Genomic DNA, 25,709 nt, shown 5'->3' on the forward strand with positions numbered 1-25,709 from the left:
GGAAGAATAGACATTATCAGGCTCCTCCGCGCCATAGCTCCTTATGGCTGCAGGAAGCTAGTCTATGGCCAAAGGAAGGGTAGCCCAATTGTCCTCTTCATCCTTAATGAAACCGGACCCGCTTGACCGGAAAGAACACAATAGCTTGAATACGACCGGAAGCCTGCCTGTTCACCGGGCCCGAAATGTTGCCGGAGAGTGGATAAGAATACTCTCAATGGCGGCTGTCACCGGCGCCCTGTATGCCTGGCGCGGAGGAGAAACACTGCTGTTTCTCTTAACGGCCAGCGGAGTTCTAATGCTTGGAGGGCTGCTGCTGCAGCTCTTGGGTCCCCGCAAGGTGACGGTTACCCGCAGCCTGTCTGCTGTCCATCCTGTAGCAGGGGATACGCTGACTGTGGACGTGAAGGTCACCTTCAGGACACGAATTCCATTGCCGTGGATGGTTATAGCCGACCAATGGAGCGGCGGGACGCACCAGCAGCTGCTGTTTCCCGGATTCCGGCGCTCGCTGGCCTACACCTATTCGCTGCATGAGGTGCAGCGCGGAGTACACCGGCTTCACGGGTGCAGTGTCAGCTGGGGAGATTTGCTTGGCTTATTTACCGGAGGCTGTCAGTCCGGAAGCGGCGACAGCTTCAAAGTCCGGCCAAGACCCCTGTATATAGGCAGAACTGCACAATACAGCAGTGTAATGCCGGGTGACACGGTAAGCAGCAGCCGAACGCGTAATTACAGCGCCGAAGCCGGTGAAATCCGCGAGTATGCTCCGGGTGACCCGCTCAGCCGGATTCATTGGAAGAACACTGCACGGAAGGGGACGCTGCAGAGCCGGGTGCCGGAGCGGGAAGAAGGACGCATGTCCTGCATTGTTCTGGCCAACAGTTCCGGGGAATATGAAATTCCCTGCGGGGCTCTGACACCGCGGGGGCAGCGCGGGAACCCGCCTGCCCCCTTTGAACGGGCTGTTTCCGCTGCAATGGGGCTATTGCTGGCTGCAGAGCAAACCGGCTCCTATGTGCAGTTCTTCAGCGGCGGATGGCCGGAAGGCATGGCCAAACATGAAGGACTAGGACAAATCCCGTCCAGAGTACAGGATATGCTCACCGAGATTACCCCGGACGGCGGGCGTTCTCTAAGCGCGCTGCTGGAGGATGCTTCGCGGGGCTGGATTCCCGGGATGACAGCTGTAGTCATTACCGGCAGGCTGGAGGAAGAAGCCGCCCGTACACTTGCCCGTTTTCTGGTGCAGGGCGTGAAAGTTGAACTGTATTATGTCTGGGATCAGCCAGCCCCGCGGCCGGCAGGAGGTCCGGTGAATAGCCCGTGGAGTCCGGCAGCCACAATCGGCACCAGCTTGACCAGACTTGGTGCTTGCCTGTATTGCCTCGGGGACGGTTCCCTGTCAAAAGGAAACAAGGGGTGGAAGTCCATGGATTTCAGGAGCGATCAACGCTTTGGTAGGGGGCGGACGACCGCAGCGGCAGTAGAATTTACCGGAATGTTACCCGTGCGGAAGAAGCGCTGGGGGCTGCGGACCGATACCTCAGCAGCCTTGGACATCCGGGATCATGTGGAGGACAGTCAAGCTGATTGCAGGGACAGTAGTCCTCTGCATTATCGGCTGCTGTTCTCTTTGGCCATTATGGGGCTATTCATGGAATGGCTGCTTCCCCTGCTCCGGACTGCCGTGGAGCCGGAGACACTGCGGCTGCTGCACACGCTGCTGTTTTGTGCCGCAGCCTTGCTGTTGTGGGGAAGTCTCCGGCTTCCTAATTTCGTTCAATATCCGGTTCAGTTCATGATCATGTCTCTGACCTGGTTCTATATATGTGACGGCAATGAGGGGGGACGCTGGCTAAGCTTGTATGCCGCAGAAGTGTCAGACGATCTGGCGCTGCTCTTCTCAGGACATATCTCAGCGCTAAGCGAGAACAGCCGCTTGCTAATTCTGGTGCTGGGCTGGGGGCTGCTGGTTTGCTCTGTGCAGCAGCTGGCGCTGTACAGGGGCAGCACGACGCTGTTTACTCTAGTGACTCTGATATACCTGTTGGCGCTGGATATGGGCTTCACGGTGAAAACAACCGGGGATGTCATAGTTGCTCTGGGTCTGATTCTATGGCTGCAGGCCTTGAACCGTCTGCTGCGGCTTAAAGAAGGCACCGGAAGCGCTGTCCTTCCTTATACGCGCTGGGGTGGGCTGGCACTGGCCGCAGCGTTGATCATCACGTTGGCAGCCTGGACAGGCGGGCAGCTGTATGGAGCGCGTCAAGGCGGGCCGATCACCTTCCAGCCGATATTGGACAGGATGCAGCACTGGGCGGCAGGGCAAATCCAGGAATCTTCACAACAGCAGCAGATCCGGTCAGGGAGCACAGGCTATGGTTCAGGAGAAGCGGAGCTGGGCGCTCCCCTGGCTTCCAGTGCTGAAGCAGTTTTCAGTGTTGTGGCCGATCAGCCCTCCTACTGGAGGGGAGAGAGTATTGCCTACTATGATGGACGCCGCTGGATTAGGGACGGGACGGCATTTCTGCCGTTTAATCTAACCGCTCTGCCGGGTCCGGGACAGAACCAGGCAGAAGAGGCCGGAAAGAGCCGCAGGCTTGTTCAGCGGATTCAATTCGCGGTCCCCTCCTCGGGCGGACTGCCGCTGTTCGGTGCCGGAACAGTGGCTGATATTGAAAACGTCACACTGACGGATGGCAGCCGGCTTGGTTATGTGCTGGCTAATCCGCAGAAGGACAGCTTCAGGCTTCCTGAGGCGGGCGGTTCCGTCAGAGTTGCGGAATACACAGTAGCTTCGATACTCCCGGAGAGCGACCCGGCTGTGCTGCGGGCTTCTGCCGGAATGGACCCGGTGTCCGTGCGGGATTCATATCTGCAGCTGCCGGCTCAGCAGCCTCGCCGGGTCGCTGAACTGGCCGGGAGGCTCACGGCTTCTGCGGACACGCGCTATGCCGCTGTCTCCGCCGTTCGGGATTACCTGCAGAACGGATTTACTTACACGCTGAAGACCCGGATACCGCCACAGGGGTCTGATTTCACGGATGACTTTCTGTTCGTCACGAAGCAGGGCTACTGTGTGCATTTTGCGACAGCGATGACCGTGCTGCTGCGAAGCTCCGGCATTCCGGCCCGCTATGTCCAGGGCTACGGGCCGGGAACCCTGGCGGCAGATGCTGTACCGCCGCGCTATGACGTTACCCAGGGGGATGCACATGCCTGGGTGGAGGTCTATTTTCCCGGCACGGGCTGGGTCCCGTTCGACCCTACGCCCGCTGCCGCCCTCGCCGCTGCCGCAGGCCCGGCGGCGGACCCCGCCGCGGCTGCATCTGCGCCGCCGGGAATCCCCGCGTCCGCTGCGCTTGGCGCGGACGCCCTGCCCGCCCTGCCGCAGGCGGGCGGGAACCCGCCAGCGCCGGCTGCCGCCGCGCTGGTGGGGCTGGCCGCCGCCTGGCGCTGGCGGCGTTGCCTGGCCCTGCTGCCGGCGGCGCGGCGCGCAGGCAGGGTCAGCCGCGAGCGGCAGCTGCGCGCCGCCGCTCTGGCCTGGCGCGGGCTGACGGCGCGGTACGGGCCGCCGCCGCCCGGGGTAACGGCCAGGGAGTACGCCGCCTCCCTGGCGATTGAGGACGCGCGGCTGCGCGCCGCGGTCCGGCAGTTCATACGCCAGTGGGAAGCCCTGGCGTACAGCAGCCGCGCGGCATCAGCACCACCGTGCTGGTCCGCCCGGCCAGGGTTCACGGCGCGGGAACCAGCGCCGCTCCCGGGCAACCCGGCGCGGGAACCAGCGCCGCTCCCGGGCATCCCGGCGCGGGAACCAGCGCCGCTCCCGGGCATCTCGGCGCGGGAATTAGCACCGCTCCCGGGCATCTCGGCGCGGGAATTAGCGCCGCTCCCGGGCATCCCGGCGCGGGAAACAGCGCCGATCCCGGACAACCCGTCACCCGGCCAAAGGGGCTTGGCGCTAGTCCCGGCAGCCGGTGCAGAAGGAGCGGCCTTTGTCGCCAACTGTCTGGCGATCACCTTCCGCCTGGCTTGATCAGCAGGCCATTTGCTGCCCGAACAGCGAATGGCCTATTTTTTAGTAGTCAGGAAACGATCCTTTCCTTTTGATGTCGCGGTAGAGTAGGCTCAAGGAGAGCTGCGGGAAAGTGAAGTGGAATTAGTACACCTAAATGGATGCAGAAGCTTTATTTTTGAGGGAATAGTGGGAAAAAGTAGAGTTAAATGAAGCGAAATCCCTGCTGAGGATGCTAAAAGGCCGGATTAGTGATCCTTTTTCCAATTAACGTTTGCGGGGACGCGGGATCCGTTAATGTAAGTTCCCTTTTTCCACTTCGGCTAGTGTTTGAAATAATCCCGGTATGCCCCCTCTGCATCAGCCATAAATTCCCTCTGGCTCATCCTGCGGAATTCCAACCTATCAACATCCGCCAAACTGCGGGTATCCGCGCGCCGGACAAGGAAAAAACCATAGAGACAACGTGCCCTACTTTCCTTGACGGTGAGAATTAACCATGAGTATAATGAATCCAATAATCAAGGGAGGCACGTAATGAACAAGCCAAATGAAATTATCGTCGTTCTCGATTTCGGGGGACAATACAATCAACTTATCGCGCGCAGAATCCGGGACCTGGGGGTATACAGCGAGCTTCTGCCGTACAATACGCCAATTGAGAAGATTAAGGCACTTTCGCCAAAAGGGATCGTGTTCTCCGGGGGACCAAGCAGTGTGTACGCTGAGAATGCGCCTCACGTAGATCCGGCCATTTATGATTTGGGACTGCCAATTTTCGGCATCTGCTATGGGATGCAGCTTATGGCCCATCAGCAGGGCGGGAAGGTTGAACGTGCGGACAAGCGGGAATACGGCAAGGCCAACGTTGACTTTGAACTGGACGCTGTGCTGGCTGCCGGCCTCGAAAGCGGCCAGACGGTATGGATGAGCCACGGAGACCATGTGGTGGAGCTTCCTGCCGGGTTCAAGCTGGATGCCGGCACGGAGAGTGCTCCGATTGCGGCAATGAGCCATGCGGACCGCAAATTCTTCGCGGTGCAATTCCATCCGGAGGTGCGCCACTCCGTGAACGGGAATGAGATGATCTCGAACTTCCTGTATGAGGTTTGCGGCTGTGAAGGCAAATGGACGATGGAATCGTTTATTGAGGATGCCGTCAAGGATATTCAGGCCAAAGTCGGTGACAAAAAAGTGCTCTGCGCCCTCAGCGGCGGTGTGGACTCCTCGGTAGTTGCGATGCTGATTCACCGCGCTATCGGCGACCAGCTGACCTGTATGTTCATCGATCACGGTCTTCTGCGCAAGGGTGAAGCAGAGAGCGTAATGGAAACCTTTGTCGGCAAATTCGATATTCATGTGGTGAAGATCGATGCGCGCGAGCGTTTCCTGGGCAAGCTGGCAGGTGTCTCCGATCCCGAACAGAAGCGCAAAATCATCGGCAACGAGTTCATTTACTGCTTCGACGAAGAATCGGCCAAGCTGGGTGAGTTCTCTTTCCTTGCCCAAGGAACACTGTACACCGATATTGTGGAGAGCGGCACGGCAACGGCGCAGACTATCAAATCGCACCACAATGTCGGCGGACTGCCGGAAGATATGAAGTTCAGCCTGATCGAGCCTTTGAATACCTTGTTCAAGGATGAGGTGCGCAAGCTGGGCGAAGAGCTGGGAATGCCGCATGCCATCGTCTGGCGCCAGCCTTTCCCGGGTCCGGGACTTGCTATCCGCGTGCTGGGCGAGGTTACCGAAGAGAAGCTGGAGATCGTGCGCAATTCCGACTTCATCCTGCGTGAAGAGATCGCCAAAGCTGGACTAGACCGCGGGATCTGGCAGTATTTCACCGCCTTGCCTAACATGAAGAGTGTGGGCGTTATGGGTGACGAGCGTACGTATTCGTACACCGTAGGCATCCGCGCAGTTACCTCCATCGACGGCATGACCGCCGACTGGGCACGTATCCCTTGGGAGGTACTGGAGAAAATTTCAGTACGTATCGTTAACGAGGTTGAGAATGTCAACCGGGTAGTCTACGACATCACCTCGAAACCGCCGGCAACGATTGAATGGGAATAAAAGGGCATTGAAAGTTCCTTTTCATCCGCAACTATAGAGTGCAAAAAATTACTCTCTTTTATCTGCGTTGTTTAGCAAATAGAAGGGAGTATTTTTTATTGTATAGGAAATTATACAATGTCAAAAAATACGGATATCTTGGACGCCTCCGAGGATATAAGTGATGCAGGAGAATTGGGCTCCACCAGCGGACTAAAGCGCTGAAGCGGACAGAGGAAACCTTATTTTGCCCAAAATCTTGTTTTTTCAGCGGATACGGACTCAGGAGTCGTTATATCCTTCGATGGAGCCTGAAATAAAGGGGAAAAGGACAAATAAAGGCATCTCAGTCCGTTTGTCCTGCGGAATAGACGAATCTTGTTTCAATAACGGCTTTCCTGAATTAGACTAAAAAGTGGACACGGGAAACACCCCCATAGATAATAGAATAAACTTTAGAAGAGGTGGTAACCGTGGTCGAACGGAAGCGATATAACAAAGAGTTCAAAGAAGAAACCGTAAAGTACATCCAAGAACAACGGAAATCCATGGACGAGATTGCCCTAGAACTCAACATTCCGAAAGGAACGCTCAAAGATTGGATGATGAAGTTTCGGCAGTTCCCCAATGAACCGTTTGTAGGGAGCGGGAAACTGCGTGCCCAAGAACAACAAATTGCGGATCTCGAGCAAAAGAATAAGGATCTGGAGGAGGAGGTCGCCATCCTAAAAAAGGCGATGCACATCTTCAGCAAAGACCGGGACTGAAGTTCCAGTTTATTGAGGAACATCGCTCCGTGTTCCGTATTGAGAAGATGTGCAGCGTACTCGGAGTCTCCCGAAGTGGATATTACAAGTGGCGGGCGACCCCTCCCAGTGAGCGCATGAAGCATCGGGAACGGCTCGTACAGCGCATTGAATACCACTTTCATGACAACGGTGAAATTTACGGTAGCCCCAAAATCACAAAGAAGCTCCAGCAAGAAGGGTTTACCGTGGGGAGAAAACGGTAGGCCGACTCATGCGAGAGCACAATCTTCGTTCCCAAGCAATGGGGAAATTTAAAGTTCAGACGACTGATTCGAACCACGACTTCCCGATTGCCCCGAATTGGCTAAACCAACATTTCGACGTGTGTACTAGACCCAACCAAGTATGGGTCACGGATATTACCTATATCCGAACACGCCAAGGCACGATCTATTTGGCGAGCGTTTTAGATTTGTACACACGCAAGATTGTCGGCTGGCAGCTCGGCAACCGAATGAAAGTCGAATTGGTTTCAGCGGCCCTGGACAAGGCCTACAACGCACAGAAGCCCGGGAAAGGACTGATCCACCATTCCGACCGCGGAAGTCAGTACGCCTCTGTAGAGTACCGGAAGAAGCTCAAGGGATACCATATGATTCGCAGCATGAGCCGCCGAGGGAACTGCTACGACAATGCTTGCATTGAATCGTTTCACAGTATTCTCAAACGAGAACTCATCTACCGCAGAAAATTCCAAACGCAAAAAGAAGCACAGAACCAGTTGTTCCGGTATATTGAGTTCTTCTACAACCGAAAACGAATACACAGTAAGCTGGGTTATCTTTCACCGGATCGCTTTGAGGCATTATATTACAGCAATCTTGCACTCGCAAACTGATTTTACTGTGTCCACTCTATTGACAGAAGCACATCCTGTCCGCAACGGCTGATTTTTGCCTCCAAGCTAAGCGTGTGCTCTCTTGCGGATAGACCGTAAAGGTAGCTCAGCGTTTCCGCAGAATGACCCACACCATAATCATACGGCCTACAATGCATGTCTCAATTGACTTTTGAGCAAGAGTTGTGTACGTTGTGCAACAAGGTGAGCGCTAAGTAAGCTAAAAGACGCTAAGCCTGCCTATGCTGCCTATAGTACACCGATCGTCTTCGGCATGCTCCCGTTAATTTGGGAGCGGCGGGGAATCCCTTCGGCCGTAAGTCCCGTGCTGTTATTCATTAATTTATGGTGTGCCCTTACCTTTTTCATCATGGATTTTGCGGTATCGCAGATAGTATCTTTTTTGGAATTTAGCACAAAATCAATTTCTTCAATTTTTTTCTGTGTTTCTTTAAGTAATGTCGTTGGTCAGTTTGAATGGAAGGCACGGGATACATCCGAAGAAATGTCTGAATTACGAACAATAACAAAAAAATACCGTTCATTGTTCGTATTTTCCATTGACAAGTTATGTTAAGTACACCTACAATAATAAAGCGTTAGAGCAGCATAAACATTCGTATAATTCCGGAATCGGCCCGGAAGTCTCTACGAGGTCACCGTAATGACCTGGCTACGATTAAGAAGAGCAAGGCCTTCACGATCCTTCGGATTTTTATCCATTGGACATGCGAAGCTGCTCTTTTTTCGGGCCGGTGTCTCCCAAGATGCCGGCTTTTTGTTGCTTTTAGACAACATACACCTTAGGGGAGAACAATTTGAACCGCTTTTTCAAGTTGAAAGAAAACGGCACCACAGTGCGCACAGAGATTATGGCCGGTCTGACCACTTTTATGGCAATGGCGTATATTTTGTCGGTGAATCCCGGCACTCTGACCGCTTTTGGCCGCATCGACATGGGCTGGTATTCCGTATTCCTGGCTACAGCATTGGCTGCAGGGATTTTCACCATTGCCATGGGACTGTTCATCAACTTCCCGGTAGCTCTGGCGCCTGGTATGGGCCTTAATGCATACTTTGCATCCGTGGTTTTGTCCTCGGCAACCACCGATCATGAATTCACCTGGCAGATGGGTCTGACCGCCGTATTTATTTCCGGGATTATCTTCATCCTGTTGACAATCACCCGTGTCCGGCAGATTCTGCTTACCGCCATTCCTGACAGCCTGAAGCATGCCATTACCGTCGGTATCGGCTTGTTCATTACCATTATCGGCCTCAAGAACAGCGGACTGATGACGATCGGCGTTGAAGCCGGGAAGGATATCGCCGCTAACAAGTTTACAGATGTCCTCTCCTTTGAAACGGTTATTCATATGGGCAGCCTGGAAAACACCAATGTTCAATTGGTAATTATCGGCCTGCTGCTGATTTCCATCCTGATGGTGCTGCACGTGCGCGGCGCGATTCTGTTCGGGATTCTGGGCACGACCGTTGTCGCTATTCTCATGGGTGCTGTTGATTTCAGCACGCTGTCGAATCCGCAGACGCCTTGGGTTCCTGACTTCACCCAGCTCAACTTCTGGGAATTTGACTGGGAGGGCATTATGCACACCGGGATCGTGTCCGCGATTGCCACTTTCACTTTCGTAGAATTGTTTGACACTTTTGGTACGCTTGTTGGTACTGCTGAACGTGCCGGAATTATGAAGAACCCCGAAGAAGGCAAGAAACGTGTCGGAAATGCCATGTTCGTCGATGCAGTAGCTGTTGCCGGCGGTGCGATGCTGGGAACTTCCACTACTACCGCTTACGTAGAGAGCGCTGCCGGTGTTGCCGAAGGCGGCCGTACAGGTCTGACTGCCGTGACTACCGGTGTCTGCTTCCTGCTCGCACTGTTCTTGGCACCTGTTGTCGCGCTGATTCCAGGTCCGGCTACTGCAGCCGCGCTGATCATTGTCGGGGTGCTTATGGCGCAGTCCATCCGCCAAATTGATTTTCAGGATATGGTTCTGGCTATTCCGGCGTTCCTTACCTTCGCCATCATGCCTTTCACCTACAATATTGCGAACGGGATTTCGTTCGGTATTGTAACCTATGTTATCCTGGCCTGTGTTGCCAATCTTGCCGGTAAGAAGAAATACGACATCCACTGGATGATGTGGCTGCTCGCCGTCCTGATTGTGCTGCGTTACGTTCTGATCGGCAGCCAGGGTTAAGCTAAGACATCGTCAATTCAACCAGAACTCGTAGTTTATTTCTGCGGCCCTGCCTGTACTAGGCGGGGCTTTTTTTCCGTAGTCTTTTCATCATCCGGCATTTGGATTATATTGTTGAAGAGGTGATCCCTATTTCCGGCCTATTTAAAAGAGTGTACCGATCCTGTATAGACAATCCTTGGCCGCTCGCGCTGTTTGTGCTGGGTGCAATTGTACGGATAATCTATCTCGGATCTATTCCTTCAGGACTTAATCAGGATGAGGCATCCATCGGCTATGATGCTTACGCGATCCTGCATTACGGGATTGACCGCAACGGTGTCCATCTGCCTATTCACCTTATCGCCTGGGGCAGTGGACAGAATGCGCTCTATGCCTATTTATCCCTGCCTTTTATCTGGCTCTTCGGGCTGACACCGCTGTCTGTCCGGGCGCTGAGTCTGGTGATGGGTTTGCTCGGCATGATTTTTTTCTATTTAAGTATGAGACAGCTGTTTCCAACCCGGGCAGGCGGGATTTTCGCCATGTTCTTCATCGCCATCAATCCCTGGCATATTATGATGTCCCGCTGGGCGCTGGAATCCAACTTGTTCCCTACCTTGATTCTGATTGCCGTCTATTGTCTGCTGAAATCCTTTCAGACACCCAAATGGTCCTACGGCTTTACGGTTATTATGGCAATTTCGTTATATGCATACGGAACAGCCTATTTTTTGTGCCGGTATTTGCTATCTGTGCCGCATTTCTTCTATTGTATAGTAGAGTCTTAAAATTCCGGATGCTGGTATGGAACGTTGTTTTTTTTGTCCTCCTTGCCCTGCCTATACTATTATTTATAGTAATTAATCATTATGGGTTTCATGAGATAGCCACCAGGCTCTTCACGATTCCCAGATTAACCATGCCCCGGGTGGAGCAGATTTCCTCGGTATTCGGCGGAGAACTTCTGCACACAGCTTCCAGCAACTTCAGCAGGTTTATTGAGCTGCTGCGCAGCGGAAGCGACGGGCTGCCCTGGAATGCCATATCTCCATACGGCTATGCTTACCCGATTGCACTGCCCTTTGCTCTGCTCGGGTTAATTGTTATGATGTATCAGGTGTATCAGCGCGGGCGTGAGGGGCTTGGGTATGTAACCGTATTGCTCTGGCTGGGCACCGCTATCCTGATGGCTCTGATCACTGATGTGAACATCAACCGGATCAATATCATTTTCTATCCGCTGATTATGCTGGTTGCCACAGCTGTATTCTCGCTGCATCAGAAGCTGAAGCTTGCCGCTCTGCTGTCGGTAGCCGTATTTGCTGTGATGTTCGGTTTTTTTACAAATGCCTATTTTGGAAAGTTTGCTAAGGAGATTGGCCCGGCCTTCTATGATTCGCTGGGAGAGGCTATACAGTACGCTTCAGAAACAGCCAGCGGCGATATCTATGTCACAGATAAAGTCAATATGCCCTATATTTATGTGCTTTTTTATGAGAAAATCAATCCGCATGACTTTCTGGCTTCGGTCAAATATATCAATCCCGGGGATGCTTTTCAGATGGTGTCTTCCTTTGGACGGTACAAATTTGGTGCTCCGGGCATTGAGCCGGGACAGGCGGCATATGTCTTTGGAAACAACGACCCCGTGCCTGCTGTGAACAGCGGGTATACAATTAAGAAATTTACTAATTATAGTGTGCTTATTTATAACAACACGGAAGGTAATGCCGCCCCGAATGTTGAAGGAGTTCAGGCGGAAGTGCCTAATGGAGGATTTGAAGAGGGAACCTCCGGCTGGAGCTTTTCAACGGGAACGGGTGCAGCCGGCAATAATCCTTACTCGGGAGCAGGCCATGCATATCTTGACATAGGTTCAGACAAAAGCATTCAACAGACCTTTAGTGCCCGGACAGGGACCTACAAACTAACTGCCATGGTGAGCGCCGGGGGTTCAGGAGGAAGGATAGGAATCCGTGTGAACGGCTCTGTGCGGGCGGAAGCTGAACTGACAGCAGGGGACGAATATCACCCTGTTGTGCTTCCGGATGCGTTCCTTAAGCAGGGCGAGCAGGCGGAGATTTACATAACCGGCGGGAATGGCTGGATTAACATTGACGAGGTGAGGTTGGAACGATGATCAGGAGTACACGCACGGCCGCAATGTTGGTTTTAATGCTGTTATTGTTCATTCTTCCTGTAACAAGCAGTTATGCAGCGGGCAATTTACTGCAGAATCCGGGCTTTGAGGAAGGGGAGGAAGGTGCTCCTGCGGGCTGGACCAAGGACATGTGGATTCAGGGGGACAGCTCGGGGCTGCTCTCTGTGCAGTCTGAGGAAGTCCATTCCGGTACCAGGGCTGCGGTTATTGAGAATCTGGAACCCAATCACCTCAAATGGGTGCAGACGATTGCAGTCTCGCCTAACAGCTATTATAAGATCTCCGGTTACGTCAAAATCGTCAGCACCGCAGGCCAGGGACTGGGTGCGAACATTTTCCCCGTAGGCATAGGAGGGGGGTATCCCGCTACCACGGATACAGGCGGAGATTGGCAATACCTTGAATTCTACGGCCAAACCGGCTCCGGGCAAAAAGAGCTGGGCATCGGTGCAGCTTTGGGCGGCTATGCCAGTCTGATTCAAGGCAAAGCCTACTTTGATGATCTGTCGGTAGAGCAGGTGGATGCCGTTCCTGCGGGAGCCGGTGTCATCTCGCTCGACAGCGCGGCCGCAGCAGCCCAGAACGGAGGCGGTCAGGCTGCGGAGACACCGCACAAGGTATCGCCTGCCAAGCTGCTGCTGCTGTCGGCAGTATTCAGTGTGTTCTTCGCCTTTTTCTATAATAGGGCATTCCGCAGTGAACGGCTTCTGAAGCAGCCGGCTGCTGTCTATACCCGCTGGCTCTACGTGGTTTTCGGCGCGGCATTGATCCTGCGGATCTGGATTGGCTTGACCGCGCAGGGATATCAGAATGACATGAACACCTTTATCGCCTGGGGCCAGCGCCTTGTGGACCTGGGGCCGGGCAAGTTTTATGAAGAGGGGTACTTTGCCGATTATCCTCCAGGTTATTTGTACATATTGTACGTGCTGAGCCTCATTCGCGGACTGTTCGGATTTGCGCACGGCTCGGGGGAGAGACCCTGCTCTTCAAGCTGCCGGCAATCCTTTCCGATCTGGTGCTGGGCTGGCTGATTTACCGTGCAGGACGTGCGAAACTGGGTTCCGGCACGGCCATCGGCCTGATGCTGTTGTTCCTGTTCAATCCGGCGGTATTGATGGACTCTGCCGCTTGGGGGCAAGCAGATTCCTTCTTTTTAGTGTTCCTGCTGCTCAGTATTCTGGGCGCATCGGAACAACGCTTTGTGCGTTCGGCAATCTTTTTTGCCCTGGCTACGCTTGTTAAGCCGCAGGCATTGATTTTCACTCCAGTACTGCTGTTTGCCTTCTACCATCACCGTGCCTGGAAGCAGCTTGCGGTTGGCGCTCTTTACGGGCTTGGCATCTTTGCTGTACTGGCGGCTCCATTCTTCTGGAATAACGGCGGAATTGGCGGGCTGATTGATCTTTATAAGGGCACCTTATCCTCCTATCCGTATTCAACGGTCAATGCTTTTAATCTATATGCGCTGACCGATCCCTTATGGGCTTCCATTGATTCCATGTGGCTGGGAATTACTTATCGTGCCTGGGGTTTTATTTTCATCCTGGTGGCCGTTGCCCTTGCCGCGTATTACTCTTTCAAAAAAGACCGTAAAGAGCTTTCGAAGTCCTTCTTTATCGGTATGGTTCTCATCACAATCGTGTTTGTCTTCGGGACAAAAATGCATGAACGGTACATGTACCCGGCATTGCTCCTGTGCCTGTTCACCTATATCGAGAGCCGGGACCGCCGTTTCCTGACGCTGTTCCTCGGATTTACTTTGACGCAGTATCTTAATGTAGGCTATACGCTGGCCCATCTGAACGCCGGCAATAATCCGCCTTCGGACGGCATTGTGCTGGTGACTGCAATTGCCAATATTGCTTTGGCGTTATACATGCTGTATGTAGGGTATGTGGTATATGTCCGAAAAGAAATTAAACCAATTCTTCCTCCGGCTGCGGCGGCAGAGAAATATGATGCGGACCTGGAGCTGGCCGAGGGGATGCGTCCACTTCCCAAAAGCACCAGCCGGATAGGGCTGCCTAAGCTGCAGCGCAAAGACTGGATCTGGATGCTGGGCATTACCGCCGTCTATGCGGCGCTGGCTTTATTTCATCTGGGCTCGGCCAAAGCCCCGGAAACCTTGTGGGAACCGGCAGCCAGCGGCGAGAGCTTTGTTGTGGACCTGGGCCAGAGCAGCCAGCTGGAACGGGTGAACATATTCGGCGGTGTCGGGACCGGCAAATTCAAGCTGGAATTCAGCCAGTCGCCGGATACCTGGAGCGGCCCGCTGGATGTCAATGAGGATGTCGGCAATGTGTTTATCTGGAAAAGCCAGCCTTTGAACGTTGCGGCAAGATATGTGAAGCTGACCGTTACTTCTCCGGGATTCACATTGAATGAAATGGCCTTCTATGAGCAGGGGGAGGCAAAACACCGCTTCCGGTCGCCAGCGTTACACCTGATGGTACAACTGCCAAAAGGGGCCAGCCGTCCAACCTGTTTGATGAACAATCGGTCATCCCGGAGAATTCCGGGTTTATGAACAGCACCTATTTTGATGAAATTTATCATGCCCGTACAGCTTATGAGTATGCCCACGGTATCGTCCCGTACGAGAATACCCACCCGCCTCTTGGCAAGCTGCTGATCTCTGTGGGGATGGAGCTGTTCGGCGTCAATCCGTTCGGCTGGCGGATTATCGGCACGCTCTTTGGTATTGCCATGCTGCCGCTGATCTATATAATGGCGTTGCGGCTGTTCAAAAAGAGCCTCTATGCCGCTCTTGCCGCCGGATTGTTCGCACTGGATTTCATGCATTTCACCCAGACGCGCATCTCAACCATCGATGTCTACGGTGTATTCTTCATCATGCTGATGTTCTATTTCATGCAGCGGTATTTCACAATGAGCTTCTACCGCATTCCGCTGCGCCGGACGCTGATGCCTCTTTTCTGGTCCGGCCTGTTTTTTGGGATCGGCGTCGCCTCCAAGTGGATTGTAATCTACGGGGGTGCGGGTCTTGCCATCATGCTGGCGCTTGCCCTGTTTGAACGCTACAGAGAGTACAGGGCGGCGGGACGTTTGCTGGCGGAGGGCAGAGTGGGGGATCAGGAGCTCAAGGCCGCCTGCAGCACCGCGGACAAATCGTTTTGGAAGAATACCATTGTTACCTTGCTTAGCTGCGTGCTGTTTTTTGTCATTATTCCAGGGGTGATCTACAGCCTGTCCTTTATCCCGGTTCTGTCGGTCTCGGCAGACGGCTACACCTTCAAAGGTCTGATTGATGCGCAAAAGAACATGTACAATTACCACAGCCAGCTTGTTGCCACTCACCCCTTCGCTTCTTCCTGGTGGGAATGGCCCTTCATGAAACGGCCGGTATGGTTTTTCAGCGGCGGTGAAGGACTGCTGGAAGGACAGGTAAGCAGCATCGTGACTATGGGGAACCCGCTGATCTGGTGGACCGGAATTTTTGCTATGCTGGCTTCGGTCTGGTTTACAATCAAGCGCAAGGACAAGAACCTGTACATGATCTGGATCGGATTTTTCTCGCAGTATGTTCCATGGATGCTGGTGCCGCGTGAAACGTTCCTTTACCACTACTTTGCCATGGTGCCGTTCATGATTCTTGCTATTGTATACATCATGAAGCTGCTCGACAGTAAATACCCGGAGGCCCGGTATTTGCGTCATGCTTATGTGGCCGTTGCCGCACTGCTTTTTGTAATGTTTTATCCTGTGCTGTCAGGCATGCAGGTTAGTAAAGACTATGTGGACGTTGTGCTGCGCTGGTTCCCTTCCTGGGTCTTCTAGTGAAGTGGCGGATGCTTACACAGCAGTTACATAATTTTAGGAGGAACTAAGGTGAAAGCCAGATACAGTGTAATTGTCCCCATGTTCAATGAGGAAGAAGTCATTCAGCATACGTATGAGCGTCTCAAAAAGGTCATGGACGGCTGCGGCGATTCTTACGAGCTTGTCTTCGTTAACGACGGGAGCCGGGATCGTACAGCTGAGATTATGCGTGAGATCAGCAGCCGCGACGAGCATGTCAAGCTGGTTGATTTCTCGCGCAATTTTGGCCATCAGGTGGCGATCACGGCGGGGATGGATTATGCTGAAGGCGAGGCGGTCGTGGTTATTGATGCGGATCTTCAGGACCCGCCTGAGGTAATTTTGCAGATGATTGCGAAGTGGAAAGAGGGTTATGAGGTAGTCTATGCCAAGCGGCTTAAGCGCCAGGGAGAAACGCTCTTCAAAAAAGCAACCGCAAAGATGTTCTACCGTCTGCTCAGCAGCATGACCAGTGTGGAGATTCCTACAGACACGGGTGATTTCCGGTTAATTGACCGCAAGGTATGTGATGTGCTGCGCGGTCTGAAGGAGAAGAACCGCTATGTGCGCGGGCTGGTAAGCTGGGTGGGCTTTCGCCAGACTATGGTTGAATACGTGCGTGAAGAGCGTTTTGCCGGTGAAACCAAATATCCGCTGAAGAAAATGATCCGGTTTGCGCTGGACGGCATCACCTCTTTTTCCCACAAACCGCTGAAAATAGCCTCATACATTGGCTTCTTTCTTTCCTTTTCCAGCTTTCTTTATCTGTTCTTTGTTCTGTTCCAGAAGGTGTTCACCTCATGGACGGTACCCGGCTGGGCTTCAATCGTGGGTGTGAATCTGCTGTTTAATGGTATTGTGCTGATGCTGCTCGGCGTAATCGGTGAATACATTGGGCGGATTTATGATGAATCCAAGGATAGACCGCTGTATATCGTGCGTGAGACGAGGGGCTACGGCGATGCAGAGAGTGGCGGAGAGAACGCGGGCGTGCGGAAGGACAATGATTATGCCAGATAGACAGATTAATGCAGGATTCATCCAGTTTTTAAAATTCAATGCCGTAGGTGTGCTGAATACCTTGATTGATTTTGCCATATTCACTCTCCTGCACTCACTGGGGATGATGAATGCCCCGGCGCAGATCATTTCTTACAGCGCCGGTACCGCCAACAGTTTCATTTGGAATAAGAAGGTGACTTTTCGGGACCGGGACCGGGGAGCAAGGATAGCTTTGACCGGATGCAGCTGGTAAGGTTCATTGTGCTGAACCTGGTTGTGCTGGGGATATCAGTGCTGCTTATGCATTTGCTGACCGGCCGCTTCGGCATTCAGGTGCTGGTTGCCAAAGTGCTGGTTACCGTCGTAACCGTAGTGATCAATTTTTTCGGAAGCCGGAAGTGGGTATTTTGAAAAAATGCACTAGATAGATTGGACTTTAATACTAACTTTCGGAGGTGATTTCATGCGCAAGTTCTCTTACTTAATTATTCTTGCCGGGATTCTGCTGATGCTGTACCCCAAAGCAAATGAATGGTATAACGACTGGCAGCAGCAGAAGCTGCTGGAGGAAGCCGAACAGGCGTACAGTGAGATTTCGCCGTCACCATCTCCGCAGTCAGATCTGCACAAACAATATGCTGAAGTCACCCAGCTTCTCGCCGAGGAATCCTCTGAGGGTGACCTGGCGAAAGCGACAGAAGCGCCGGCTCCCGAAATTAAGCTGGGAGGCAAGATCACAGGCATTATCCAGATCGACAAAATCAATTTGAAGCTGCCCGTACTGGAAGGGGCCACTAAAGCCAACATGAAGCATGCTGCCGCCCACATGAAGGAGACCGCGGCTATCGGGCAGGTTGGCAATGCTGCGATTGCAGCACATAGATCGAGAACAGCAGGCAGGCTTTTTAACAGGCTCAACGAAGTTGAGGTCGGTGATACCATATCCGTGCAAACAAAGGAACAGGATTACCAATACGTAGTGTATGATATTTCAATTGTAGAGCCTACGGATGTTTCCGTATTAAATGGACATAACGATGATAAAATACTCACTCTGATTACCTGTGATCCATTGGTCAATCCGACTCATCGCCTGATTATTCATGCCAGATTGTCTTAAATCCCAATTAGCGCGGCCTAAAGGTAGTATATTAGAATTTAATTAAAAAATAGTAGAAGTCTAGTGATTTGGGTCTTGAATATAGATATAAATATGATACTATATAACTATAAAAGCTAAACACGACAACGGCAAACCTATCGAAAGGTAGGGACGCAAAGCTAAAGGGCCTTCCCGCTATGGATGGCAGCCAGCTACCGAATGAAGAGGCTTTTTTTGTTTGTTCTTAAATATGAATCTATCAAACCGCATTAGAAGTAAGAACAGATAAAGCTTATACGATAACGGCAAACCTATCGAAAGGTAGGGACGCAAAGCTAAAGGGCCTTCCCGCTATGGATGGCAGCCAGCTACCGAAAGGGGTTTTATCCATGAAGAAGTTCTTTTTTACGTTGTTAACATTGTTTGTAGTTGCCGCTTCCGTTCAGACAGGATCAGCTGAAGCTGCCAGCACGGACACAGGCTGGTTGAATACATCGCAATTGAATCAAGGGGTTATCGCTGTTTCTTATGAAGTTCCTAAGGACAAGCGTATTAAGCTCATGATTACTAAGGACAACAACAGCTACACATATAACCTATATGCTTCTAAGCCTAATGAAACCTTCCCGCTGCAGCAAGGTAATGGATCTTATAAAGTTTCTGTTCTGGAGAACACTACCGGCAATAAATACAAAGTGATGTCCTCCGAAACCGTAGACCTCAGCATGAGCGATGCGAACGACGTATACTTGAGCTCCGTACAGAATGTGAAATGGAGTTCTTCCGATAAATCAGTTCTGAAGGCTGCTCAGCTCACACAGGGGCTGACCACTGATGAACAAAAGGTAAAAGCAATATACAACTACATCGTTTCTAATGTGAAATATGACTATAGCTTAGCTTCCAGTGTTACGACTGACTACATCCCCAACAATGACAATACACTGGCCACCAAGAAGGGGATTTGCTACGATTATGCTTCATTGTTTGCAACCATGCTCCGCAGTCAAGGCATACCTACCAAATTGGTGATGGGGAATACCAGCTATGTGACTTCATACCATGCCTGGAACGAAGTCTTGCTTGACGGCAAGTGGGTGACTATCGACACTACAGTTGATGCCGGTTTGGGCAAGAACAACAAAGAAACGGGATTAATTAAAGTAGCAAGCAAATACTCCGCAGCAAAATTCTATTAAGAGAAGTGAATATACAATCAACAATCGGATCTTTTGGAGATAACCCGCTTAAATATTAAGTGGGTTATCTTTCTTTTTCTAAAGGGTTGCTTTTTTATATGACTCTGGAGTATTATAAATAAGCGTTGTTGGAGCGCTGCAGAGTAAAAGAAGAACAGTTGAATAGATTGTTCGAAAAAAACTTGCATTTCTCAAACAAACGTGATATATTATAAGAGTTGCTGGTGACGACATAATCATCGCCGACAACGAGTTTGATCTTTGAAAACTGAACAACGAGTGAGTGGGATTTCACGCAAGTGAGATCCAAAATAGATGATTTTCATAGCGTGTTTCGCGCTTTAGAAATTTCATCAGAGAATGCAAATTCTCGTCAGATGTTTCAAAATGAGCTATCGCTCTTTTCAATACCAATTGGAGAGTTTGATCCTGGCTCAGGACGAACGCTGGCGGCGTGCCTAATACATGCAAGTCGAGCGGAGTTTATCCTTCGGGGTAAACTTAGCGGCGGACGGGTGAGTAACACGTAGGCAACCTACCCTCTAGACTGGGATAACTACCGGAAACGGTAGCTAATACCGGATAATTCCTTGACCCACATGGGTTTGGGATGAAAGGCGGAGCAATCTGCTGCTAGAGGATGGGCCTGCGGCGCATTAGCTAGTTGGTGGGGTAACGGCCTACCAAGGCGACGATGCGTAGCCGACCTGAGAGGGTGAACGGCCACACTGGGACTGAGACACGGCCCAGACTCCTACGGGAGGCAGCAGTAGGGAATCTTCCGCAATGGGCGAAAGCCTGACGGAGCAACGCCGCGTGAGTGATGAAGGTTTTCGGATCGTAAAGCTCTGTTGCCAGGGAAGAACGTCCGGTAGAGTAACTGCTACCGGAGTGACGGTACCTGAGAAGAAAGCCCCGGCTAACTACGTGCCAGCAGCCGCGGTAATACGTAGGGGGCAAGCGTTGTCCGGAATTATTGGGCGTAAAGCGCGCGCAGGCGGCTGCTTAAGTCTGGTGTTTAAACCTTGGGCTCAACCTGGGGTCGCACTGGAAACTGGGCAGCTTGAGTACAGAAGAGGAAAGTGGAATTCCACGTGTAGCGGTGAAATGCGTAGAGATGTGGAGGAACACCAGTGGCGAAGGCGACTTTCTGGGCTGTAACTGACGCTGAGGCGCGAAAGCGTGGGGAGCAAACAGGATTAGATACCCTGGTAGTCCACGCCGTAAACGATGAGTGCTAGGTGTTAGGGGTTTCGATACCCTTGGTGCCGAAGTTAACACAGTAAGCACTCCGCCTGGGGAGTACGGTCGCAAGACTGAAACTCAAAGGAATTGACGGGGACCCGCACAAGCAGTGGAGTATGTGGTTTAATTCGAAGCAACGCGAAGAACCTTACCAGGTCTTGACATCCAACTAACGAAGCAGAGATGCATTAGGTGCCCTTCGGGGAAAGTTGAGACAGGTGGTGCATGGTTGTCGTCAGCTCGTGTCGTGAGATGTTGGGTTAAGTCCCGCAACGAGCGCAACCCTTGACTTTAGTTGCCAGCAGGTAGAGCTGGGCACTCTAGAGTGACTGCCGGTGACAAACCGGAGGAAGGTGGGGATGACGTCAAATCATCATGCCCCTTATGACCTGGGCTACACACGTACTACAATGGCCGGTACAACGGGAAGCGAAGCCGCGAGGTGGAGCCAATCCCAGCAAAGCCGGTCTCAGTTCGGATTGCAGGCTGCAACTCGCCTGCATGAAGTCGGAATTGCTAGTAATCGCGGATCAGCATGCCGCGGTGAATACGTTCCCGGGTCTTGTACACACCGCCCGTCACACCACGAGAGTTTACAACACCCGAAGTCGGTGGGGTAACCCGCAAGGGGGCCAGCCGCCGAAGGTGGGGTAGATGATTGGGGTGAAGTCGTAACAAGGTAGCCGTATCGGAAGGTGCGGCTGGATCACCTCCTTTCTATGGAGAATCGTTCTCTGCAATGAGAACATTCAAATCGGAAGCTTTGCTTCCAAAACTCAGGTTTAGGCCTGTTGCTCACTCGTTGCTCAGTTTTGAGAGTTTAAGCTCTCAAAGGGCATATTGGTTTCCAGAACTTGCTTGTAGCCAAGCTGCTTGGAAACATGATATGATCTTCTTCCGGAGTTAAATCCGGAAACACTTGATCCTTGAAAACTGGATACCGAAACGAAAATGCGTTTTAGAACATCTTTTAGCTGAAACTTGTGTGAACAAGTTGAAATAGTTATTAGTGACCGATATTTTCCTGACGGAAGTAAAGAGCTTTGAATTCATTCAATGTTCGATATTTCTCCTACGGAGAAAATCGTGGTTAAGCTAATAAGAGCACACGGAGGATGCCTAGGCGCCAGGAGCCGACGAAGGACGTGGCGAACAACGAAACTGCCTCGGGGAGCTGTAAGCAAGCTTTGATCCGGGGTGTCCGAATGGGGAAACCCGGCTGTGGTAATTCGCAGTCACTCACATCTGAATTCATAGGGTGTGAAGAGGCAGACCAGGGGAACTGAAACATCTAAGTACCCTGAGGAAGAGAAAACAATAGTGATTCCGTCAGTAGCGGCGAGCGAACGCGGAACAGCCTAAACCAGGGAGCTTGCTCCTTGGGGTTGTGGGACGTCTCACATGGAGTTACAAAGGAATATGGTAGGCGAAGAGGTCTGGAAAGGCCCGCGATAGAGGTAAAAGCCCTGTAGCCTAAACCCTGTTCCCTCCGAGACGGATCCCGAGTAGTGCGGGGCACGTGAAACCCCGTATGAATCCGGCAGGACCATCTGCTAAGGCTAAATACTACCTGGCGACCGATAGTGAAACAGTACCGTGAGGGAAAGGTGAAAAGCACCCCGGAAGGGGAGTGAAATAGAACCTGAAACCGTGTGCTTACAAAAAGTCAGAGTCCTCTATATGGATGATGGCGTGCCTTTTGTAGAATGAACCGGCGAGTTACGTTTAACATGCAAGGTTAAGGTGAGAAGCCGGAGCCGCAGCGAAAGCGAGTCTGAATAGGGCGACTAAGTATGTGGACGTAGACCCGAAACCGTGTGATCTACCCCTGTCCAGGGTGAAGGTGCGGTAACACGCACTGGAGGCCCGAACCCACGTACGTTGAAAAGTGCGGGGATGAGGTGGGGGTAGCGGAGAAATTCCAATCGAACTCGGAGATAGCTGGTTCTCCCCGAAATAGCTTTAGGGCTAGCCTCGGTGAATGGAGTCGTGGAGGTAGAGCACTGATTGGGTGCGGGGCCCGCAAGGGTTACCAAGCTCAGTCAAACTCCGAATGCCATGGACTTCTTGCCGGGAGTCAGACAGTGAGTGCTAAGATCCATTGTCAAAAGGGAAACAGCCCAGACCATCAGCTAAGGTCCCCAAGTGTGTGTTAAGTGGGAAAGGATGTGGAGTTGCACAGACAACCAGGATGTTGGCTTAGAAGCAGCCACCATTGAAAGAGTGCGTAATAGCTCACTGGTCGAGTGACTCTGCGCCGAAAATGTAACGGGGCTAAACACACCACCGAAGCTATGGCTTGATGCTTTGCATCAGGGGTAGGGGAGCGTTGTGTATACATTGAAGGTGTACCGTAAGGAGCGCTGGAGCGTACACAAGTGAGAATGCCGGTATGAGTAACGAAAAGATCAGTGAGAATCTGATCCGCCGAAAGCCCAAGGTTTCCTGAGGAAGGCTCGTCCGCTCAGGGTAAGTCGGGACCTAAGGCGAGGCCGACAGGCGTAGTCGAAGGACAACAGTTTGAAATTACTGTACCACCGTAATCCGCTATGAGCGATGGGGTGACGCAGGAGGGTAGTGACGCGGACTGATGGATGTCCGTCCAAGCAGTGAGGCTGGTGTGTAGGCAAATCCGCACACCATAAGGCTGGGCTGTGATGGGGAGCGAAAATTACAGTAGCGAAGGTCATGATCTCACACTGCCAAGAAAAGCCTCTAGCCAGGAGAAGGTGCCCGTACCGCAAACCGACACAGGTAGGCGAGAAGAGAATTCTAAGGCGCGCGGAAGAACTCTCGTTAAGGAACTCGGCAAAATGACCCCGTAACTTCGGGAGAAGGGGTGCCTCGGTAGGGTGAATAGCCCGAGGGGGCCGCAGTGAAAAGGCCCAAGCGACTGTTTAGCAAAAACACAGGTCTGTGCGAAGCCGCAAGGCGAAGTATACGGGCTGACGCCTGCCCGGTGCTGGAAGGTTAAGGGGAGCGGTTAGGAGGCAACTCCGAAGCTGTGAACCGAAGCCCCAGTAAACGGCGGCCGTAACTATAACGGTCCTAAGGTAGCGAAATTCCTTGTCAGGTAAATTCTGACCCGCACGAATGGCGTAACGACTTGGGCGCTGTCTCAACGAGAGATCCGGTGAAATTTTAATACCTGTGAAGATGCAGGTTACCCGCGACAAGACGGAAAGACCCCATGGAGCTTTACTGCAGCTTGATATTGAATTTGGGTACGATCTGTACAGGATAGGTGGGAGCCGTAGAAGCCGGAGCGCAAGCTTCGGTGGAGGCGCCGTTGGGATACCACCCTGATCGTATCTAGGTTCTAACCTGGTACCCTAAACGGGTACGGGGACCGTGTCAGGCGGGCAGTTTGACTGGGGCGGTCGCCTCCTAAAGAGTAACGGAGGCGTTCAAAGGTTCCCTCAGAATGGTTGGAAATCATTCGAAGAGTGCAAAGGCAGAAGGGAGCTTGACTGCGAGACCTACAAGTCGAGCAGGGACGAAAGTCGGACTTAGTGATCCGGTGGTACCGCATGGAAGGGCCATCGCTCAACGGATAAAAGCTACCCTGGGGATAACAGGCTTATCTCCCCCAAGAGTCCACATCGACGGGGAGGTTTGGCACCTCGATGTCGGCTCATCGCATCCTGGGGCTGAAGTAGGTCCCAAGGGTTGGGCTGTTCGCCCATTAAAGCGGTACGCGAGCTGGGTTCAGAACGTCGTGAGACAGTTCGGTCCCTATCTGTCGTGGGCGCAGGAAATTTGAGAGGAGCTGTCCTTAGTACGAGAGGACCGGGATGGACGTACCGCTGGTGCACCAGTTGTTCCGCCAGGAGCATGGCTGGGTAGCTACGTACGGACGGGATAAGCGCTGAAAGCATCTAAGCGTGAAGCCCCCCTCAAGATGAGATTTCCCAGCATGTAAGACCCCTTGAAGACGACGAGGTAGATAGGTTGGAGGTGGAAGCACGGTAACGTGTGGAGCTGACCAATACTAATCGGTCGAGGGCTTATCCAATAAACTAAAATGCAGTTTTCGTTTCGGATTCAGTTTTCAGGAATCAAATTGGAAGTCATGAGGTCCAAGTGGCCGCATGATGTGACATTTGCTTTCAGCATTTGGCGATGCTGAGACCTGAATTACGCATTTGCACCGCAAGTGCCCGTTTGGTGGCGATGGCGGAGGGGTTCCACGCGTACCCATCCCGAACACGACCGTTAAGCCCTCCAGCGCCGATGGTACTTGGACCGAAGGGTCCTGGGAGAGTAGGACGCCGCCAAGCACATGACCACTGTTGAGTAACTCAACAGTGGTTTTTTGTATTCTGGAAAGTTTAGTTGCTGTGGGTTACCCACATGTGGATAAAGCTTTGCAAGGGAACTTTGCCGAGTATTCCCCAGTTTATGTGGATAGAGTAGACTTAAATGTGGATGCCTTGATACATGCAAGCTTATTTAATGAACAGAAGGGGATAAACCTATGGATAACCTTACTCATCTCATATGGACCGAACAGTATTCCGTACACGCGAGCGATACGGATTACCGCTCCCAGGGAAAGCTGTCTTTTGTGCTGGATATGATGCAGCGCGCGGCGGATTCAGCAGTGGGTGGGTCAGGTGTGGGCATGGAGCAGATGCTGGAGGCTGGAATAGGATGGATGCTGATTACTTTGGAGCTTGAATTCAAGCGTATGCCACATCCAAATGATCTTTTGACTATACATACGTGGAGTAAAGGAACCAAAGGAGCGCTCTGGCAGCGCGATTACCGGATTTTTGACAGCAGCCAAATAGAAATCGTCACGGCCCGTTCGGTCTGGGCGCTTGTCGATATTGCCAAACGAAAGATCCTTCGTCCGTCAGCTCTCCCGGTGAAGGTGGAGCACTATACTGGCGATTCCGTGGGCCCCATGCCGCAAAAGGTCACGATCCCCCCGGAGCTTCCATTGGTGGAAGCCTATCGCTACCAGGTGCGTTACAGCGGCCTGGATAGTAATAGCCATCTGAATAACGCACGTTATGGCGAGCTATGCACTGATACGCTGTCACTGAAAGAGTGGGAGCAGCTGGAATTGGCCAGCTTCCGGATCAGTTATTTGCAGGAGGCTACATTTGGGGATGAGATGGTGATTTTGCGGACACCTGTAACAGATCAGGGAATGTTCGTACGCGGGCAGAGTGGGGAAACCGTGTTTTTTGAAGCTTGCCTTAAGTTTGTTTTGTAGTGAAAATAAAAAGAGCGACAGCCCTCTGAAAGG

14 protein-coding genes, 3 rRNA genes, 1 pseudogene and 3 riboswitches are annotated in these 25,709 nt (G+C 52.2%); all 18 genes and pseudogenes read left to right on the top strand.

The genetic code is table 11. The features are described 5' to 3' along the window. Positions 1-64: 64 nt before the first annotated feature. The gene (locus JI735_RS12210) at positions 65-4,039 is read left to right on the top strand and encodes a transglutaminase domain-containing protein (protein ID WP_202677424.1); all 3,975 of its coding nucleotides are present in this window, start codon (positions 65-67) and stop codon (positions 4,037-4,039) included. Between the two features lie 516 nt (positions 4,040-4,555). After that, on the top strand, positions 4,556-6,094 hold the full coding sequence (guaA, locus tag JI735_RS12215) for a glutamine-hydrolyzing GMP synthase (protein ID WP_039832582.1): 1,539 nt from the start codon (positions 4,556-4,558) through the stop codon (positions 6,092-6,094). A gap of 452 nt (positions 6,095-6,546) precedes the next feature. After that, positions 6,547-7,720, top strand: a pseudogene (locus JI735_RS38125) (IS3 family transposase). A gap of 597 nt (positions 7,721-8,317) precedes the next feature. Further along, a riboswitch (purine riboswitch) is annotated at positions 8,318-8,416 on the top strand. A gap of 122 nt (positions 8,417-8,538) precedes the next feature. Further along, a complete protein-coding gene (locus JI735_RS12235) occupies positions 8,539-9,939 on the top strand; it encodes an NCS2 family permease (RefSeq protein WP_039832945.1) in 1,401 nt (466 codons plus the stop codon). A 122-nt stretch (positions 9,940-10,061) separates the two neighbouring features. Next, positions 10,062-10,709, top strand: a complete 648-nt coding sequence (locus JI735_RS12240; RefSeq protein WP_233476360.1) for an ArnT family glycosyltransferase — start codon at positions 10,062-10,064, stop codon at positions 10,707-10,709. Positions 10,710-10,840: 131 nt separating this feature from the next. Further along, on the top strand, positions 10,841-12,061 hold the full coding sequence (locus JI735_RS12245) for a hypothetical protein (protein ID WP_233476361.1): 1,221 nt from the start codon (positions 10,841-10,843) through the stop codon (positions 12,059-12,061). Beyond that, on the top strand, positions 12,058-13,116 hold the full coding sequence (locus tag JI735_RS12250; RefSeq protein ID WP_202677427.1) for a carbohydrate binding domain-containing protein: 1,059 nt from the start codon (positions 12,058-12,060) through the stop codon (positions 13,114-13,116). Before JI735_RS12245 ends, JI735_RS12250 begins: the two co-directional genes overlap by 4 nt. Further along, a complete protein-coding gene (locus JI735_RS12255; RefSeq protein ID WP_233476362.1) occupies positions 13,101-14,612 on the top strand; it encodes a glycosyltransferase 87 family protein in 1,512 nt (503 codons plus the stop codon). The genes JI735_RS12250 and JI735_RS12255 overlap by 16 nt, the downstream gene beginning before the upstream one ends. Further along, on the top strand, positions 14,609-15,883 hold the full coding sequence (locus tag JI735_RS12260; RefSeq protein WP_202677428.1) for a phospholipid carrier-dependent glycosyltransferase: 1,275 nt from the start codon (positions 14,609-14,611) through the stop codon (positions 15,881-15,883). The genes JI735_RS12255 and JI735_RS12260 overlap by 4 nt, the downstream gene beginning before the upstream one ends. A gap of 51 nt (positions 15,884-15,934) precedes the next feature. Next, complete coding sequence (locus JI735_RS12265; RefSeq protein ID WP_039832948.1) at positions 15,935-16,924, top strand: glycosyltransferase family 2 protein; 990 nt, start codon at positions 15,935-15,937, stop codon at positions 16,922-16,924. Continuing rightward, positions 16,914-17,159: a GtrA family protein gene (locus JI735_RS36885; RefSeq protein WP_202677429.1), complete on the top strand. Its 246-nt coding sequence runs from the start codon at positions 16,914-16,916 to the stop codon at positions 17,157-17,159. Before JI735_RS12265 ends, JI735_RS36885 begins: the two co-directional genes overlap by 11 nt. Then, on the top strand, positions 17,147-17,317 hold the full coding sequence (locus JI735_RS36890; RefSeq protein ID WP_202677430.1) for a GtrA family protein: 171 nt from the start codon (positions 17,147-17,149) through the stop codon (positions 17,315-17,317). The genes JI735_RS36885 and JI735_RS36890 overlap by 13 nt, the downstream gene beginning before the upstream one ends. Positions 17,318-17,369: 52 nt before the next feature. Further along, positions 17,370-18,026 (top strand): class D sortase, encoded by a 657-nt coding sequence (locus JI735_RS12280; RefSeq protein WP_020431872.1) that lies wholly within the window; start codon positions 17,370-17,372, stop codon positions 18,024-18,026. 120 nt (positions 18,027-18,146) lie between these two features. Further along, positions 18,147-18,228, top strand: a riboswitch (cyclic di-GMP riboswitch). A 74-nt stretch (positions 18,229-18,302) separates the two neighbouring features. After that, a riboswitch (cyclic di-GMP riboswitch) is annotated at positions 18,303-18,384 on the top strand. Between the two features lie 13 nt (positions 18,385-18,397). Further along, a complete protein-coding gene (locus JI735_RS12285) occupies positions 18,398-19,207 on the top strand; it encodes a transglutaminase-like domain-containing protein (RefSeq protein WP_039832950.1) in 810 nt (269 codons plus the stop codon). A gap of 411 nt (positions 19,208-19,618) precedes the next feature. Continuing rightward, positions 19,619-21,169, top strand: a 16S ribosomal RNA gene (locus JI735_RS12290). 371 nt (positions 21,170-21,540) lie between these two features. Next, positions 21,541-24,467, top strand: a 23S ribosomal RNA gene (locus JI735_RS12295). 148 nt (positions 24,468-24,615) lie between these two features. Then, positions 24,616-24,732: ribosomal RNA gene (rrf, locus tag JI735_RS12300) — 5S ribosomal RNA — on the top strand. The 16S, 23S and 5S rRNA genes sit together here, the layout of an rRNA operon. A gap of 197 nt (positions 24,733-24,929) precedes the next feature. Further along, positions 24,930-25,676, top strand: a complete 747-nt coding sequence (locus JI735_RS12305) for an acyl-[acyl-carrier-protein] thioesterase (RefSeq protein WP_039832231.1) — start codon at positions 24,930-24,932, stop codon at positions 25,674-25,676. Positions 25,677-25,709: the final 33 nt, after the last annotated feature.

The sequence above is a fragment of the Paenibacillus sonchi genome (assembly GCF_016772475.1).
In the GTDB taxonomy this organism is placed as follows: domain Bacteria; phylum Bacillota; class Bacilli; order Paenibacillales; family Paenibacillaceae; genus Paenibacillus_AQ; species Paenibacillus_AQ sonchi.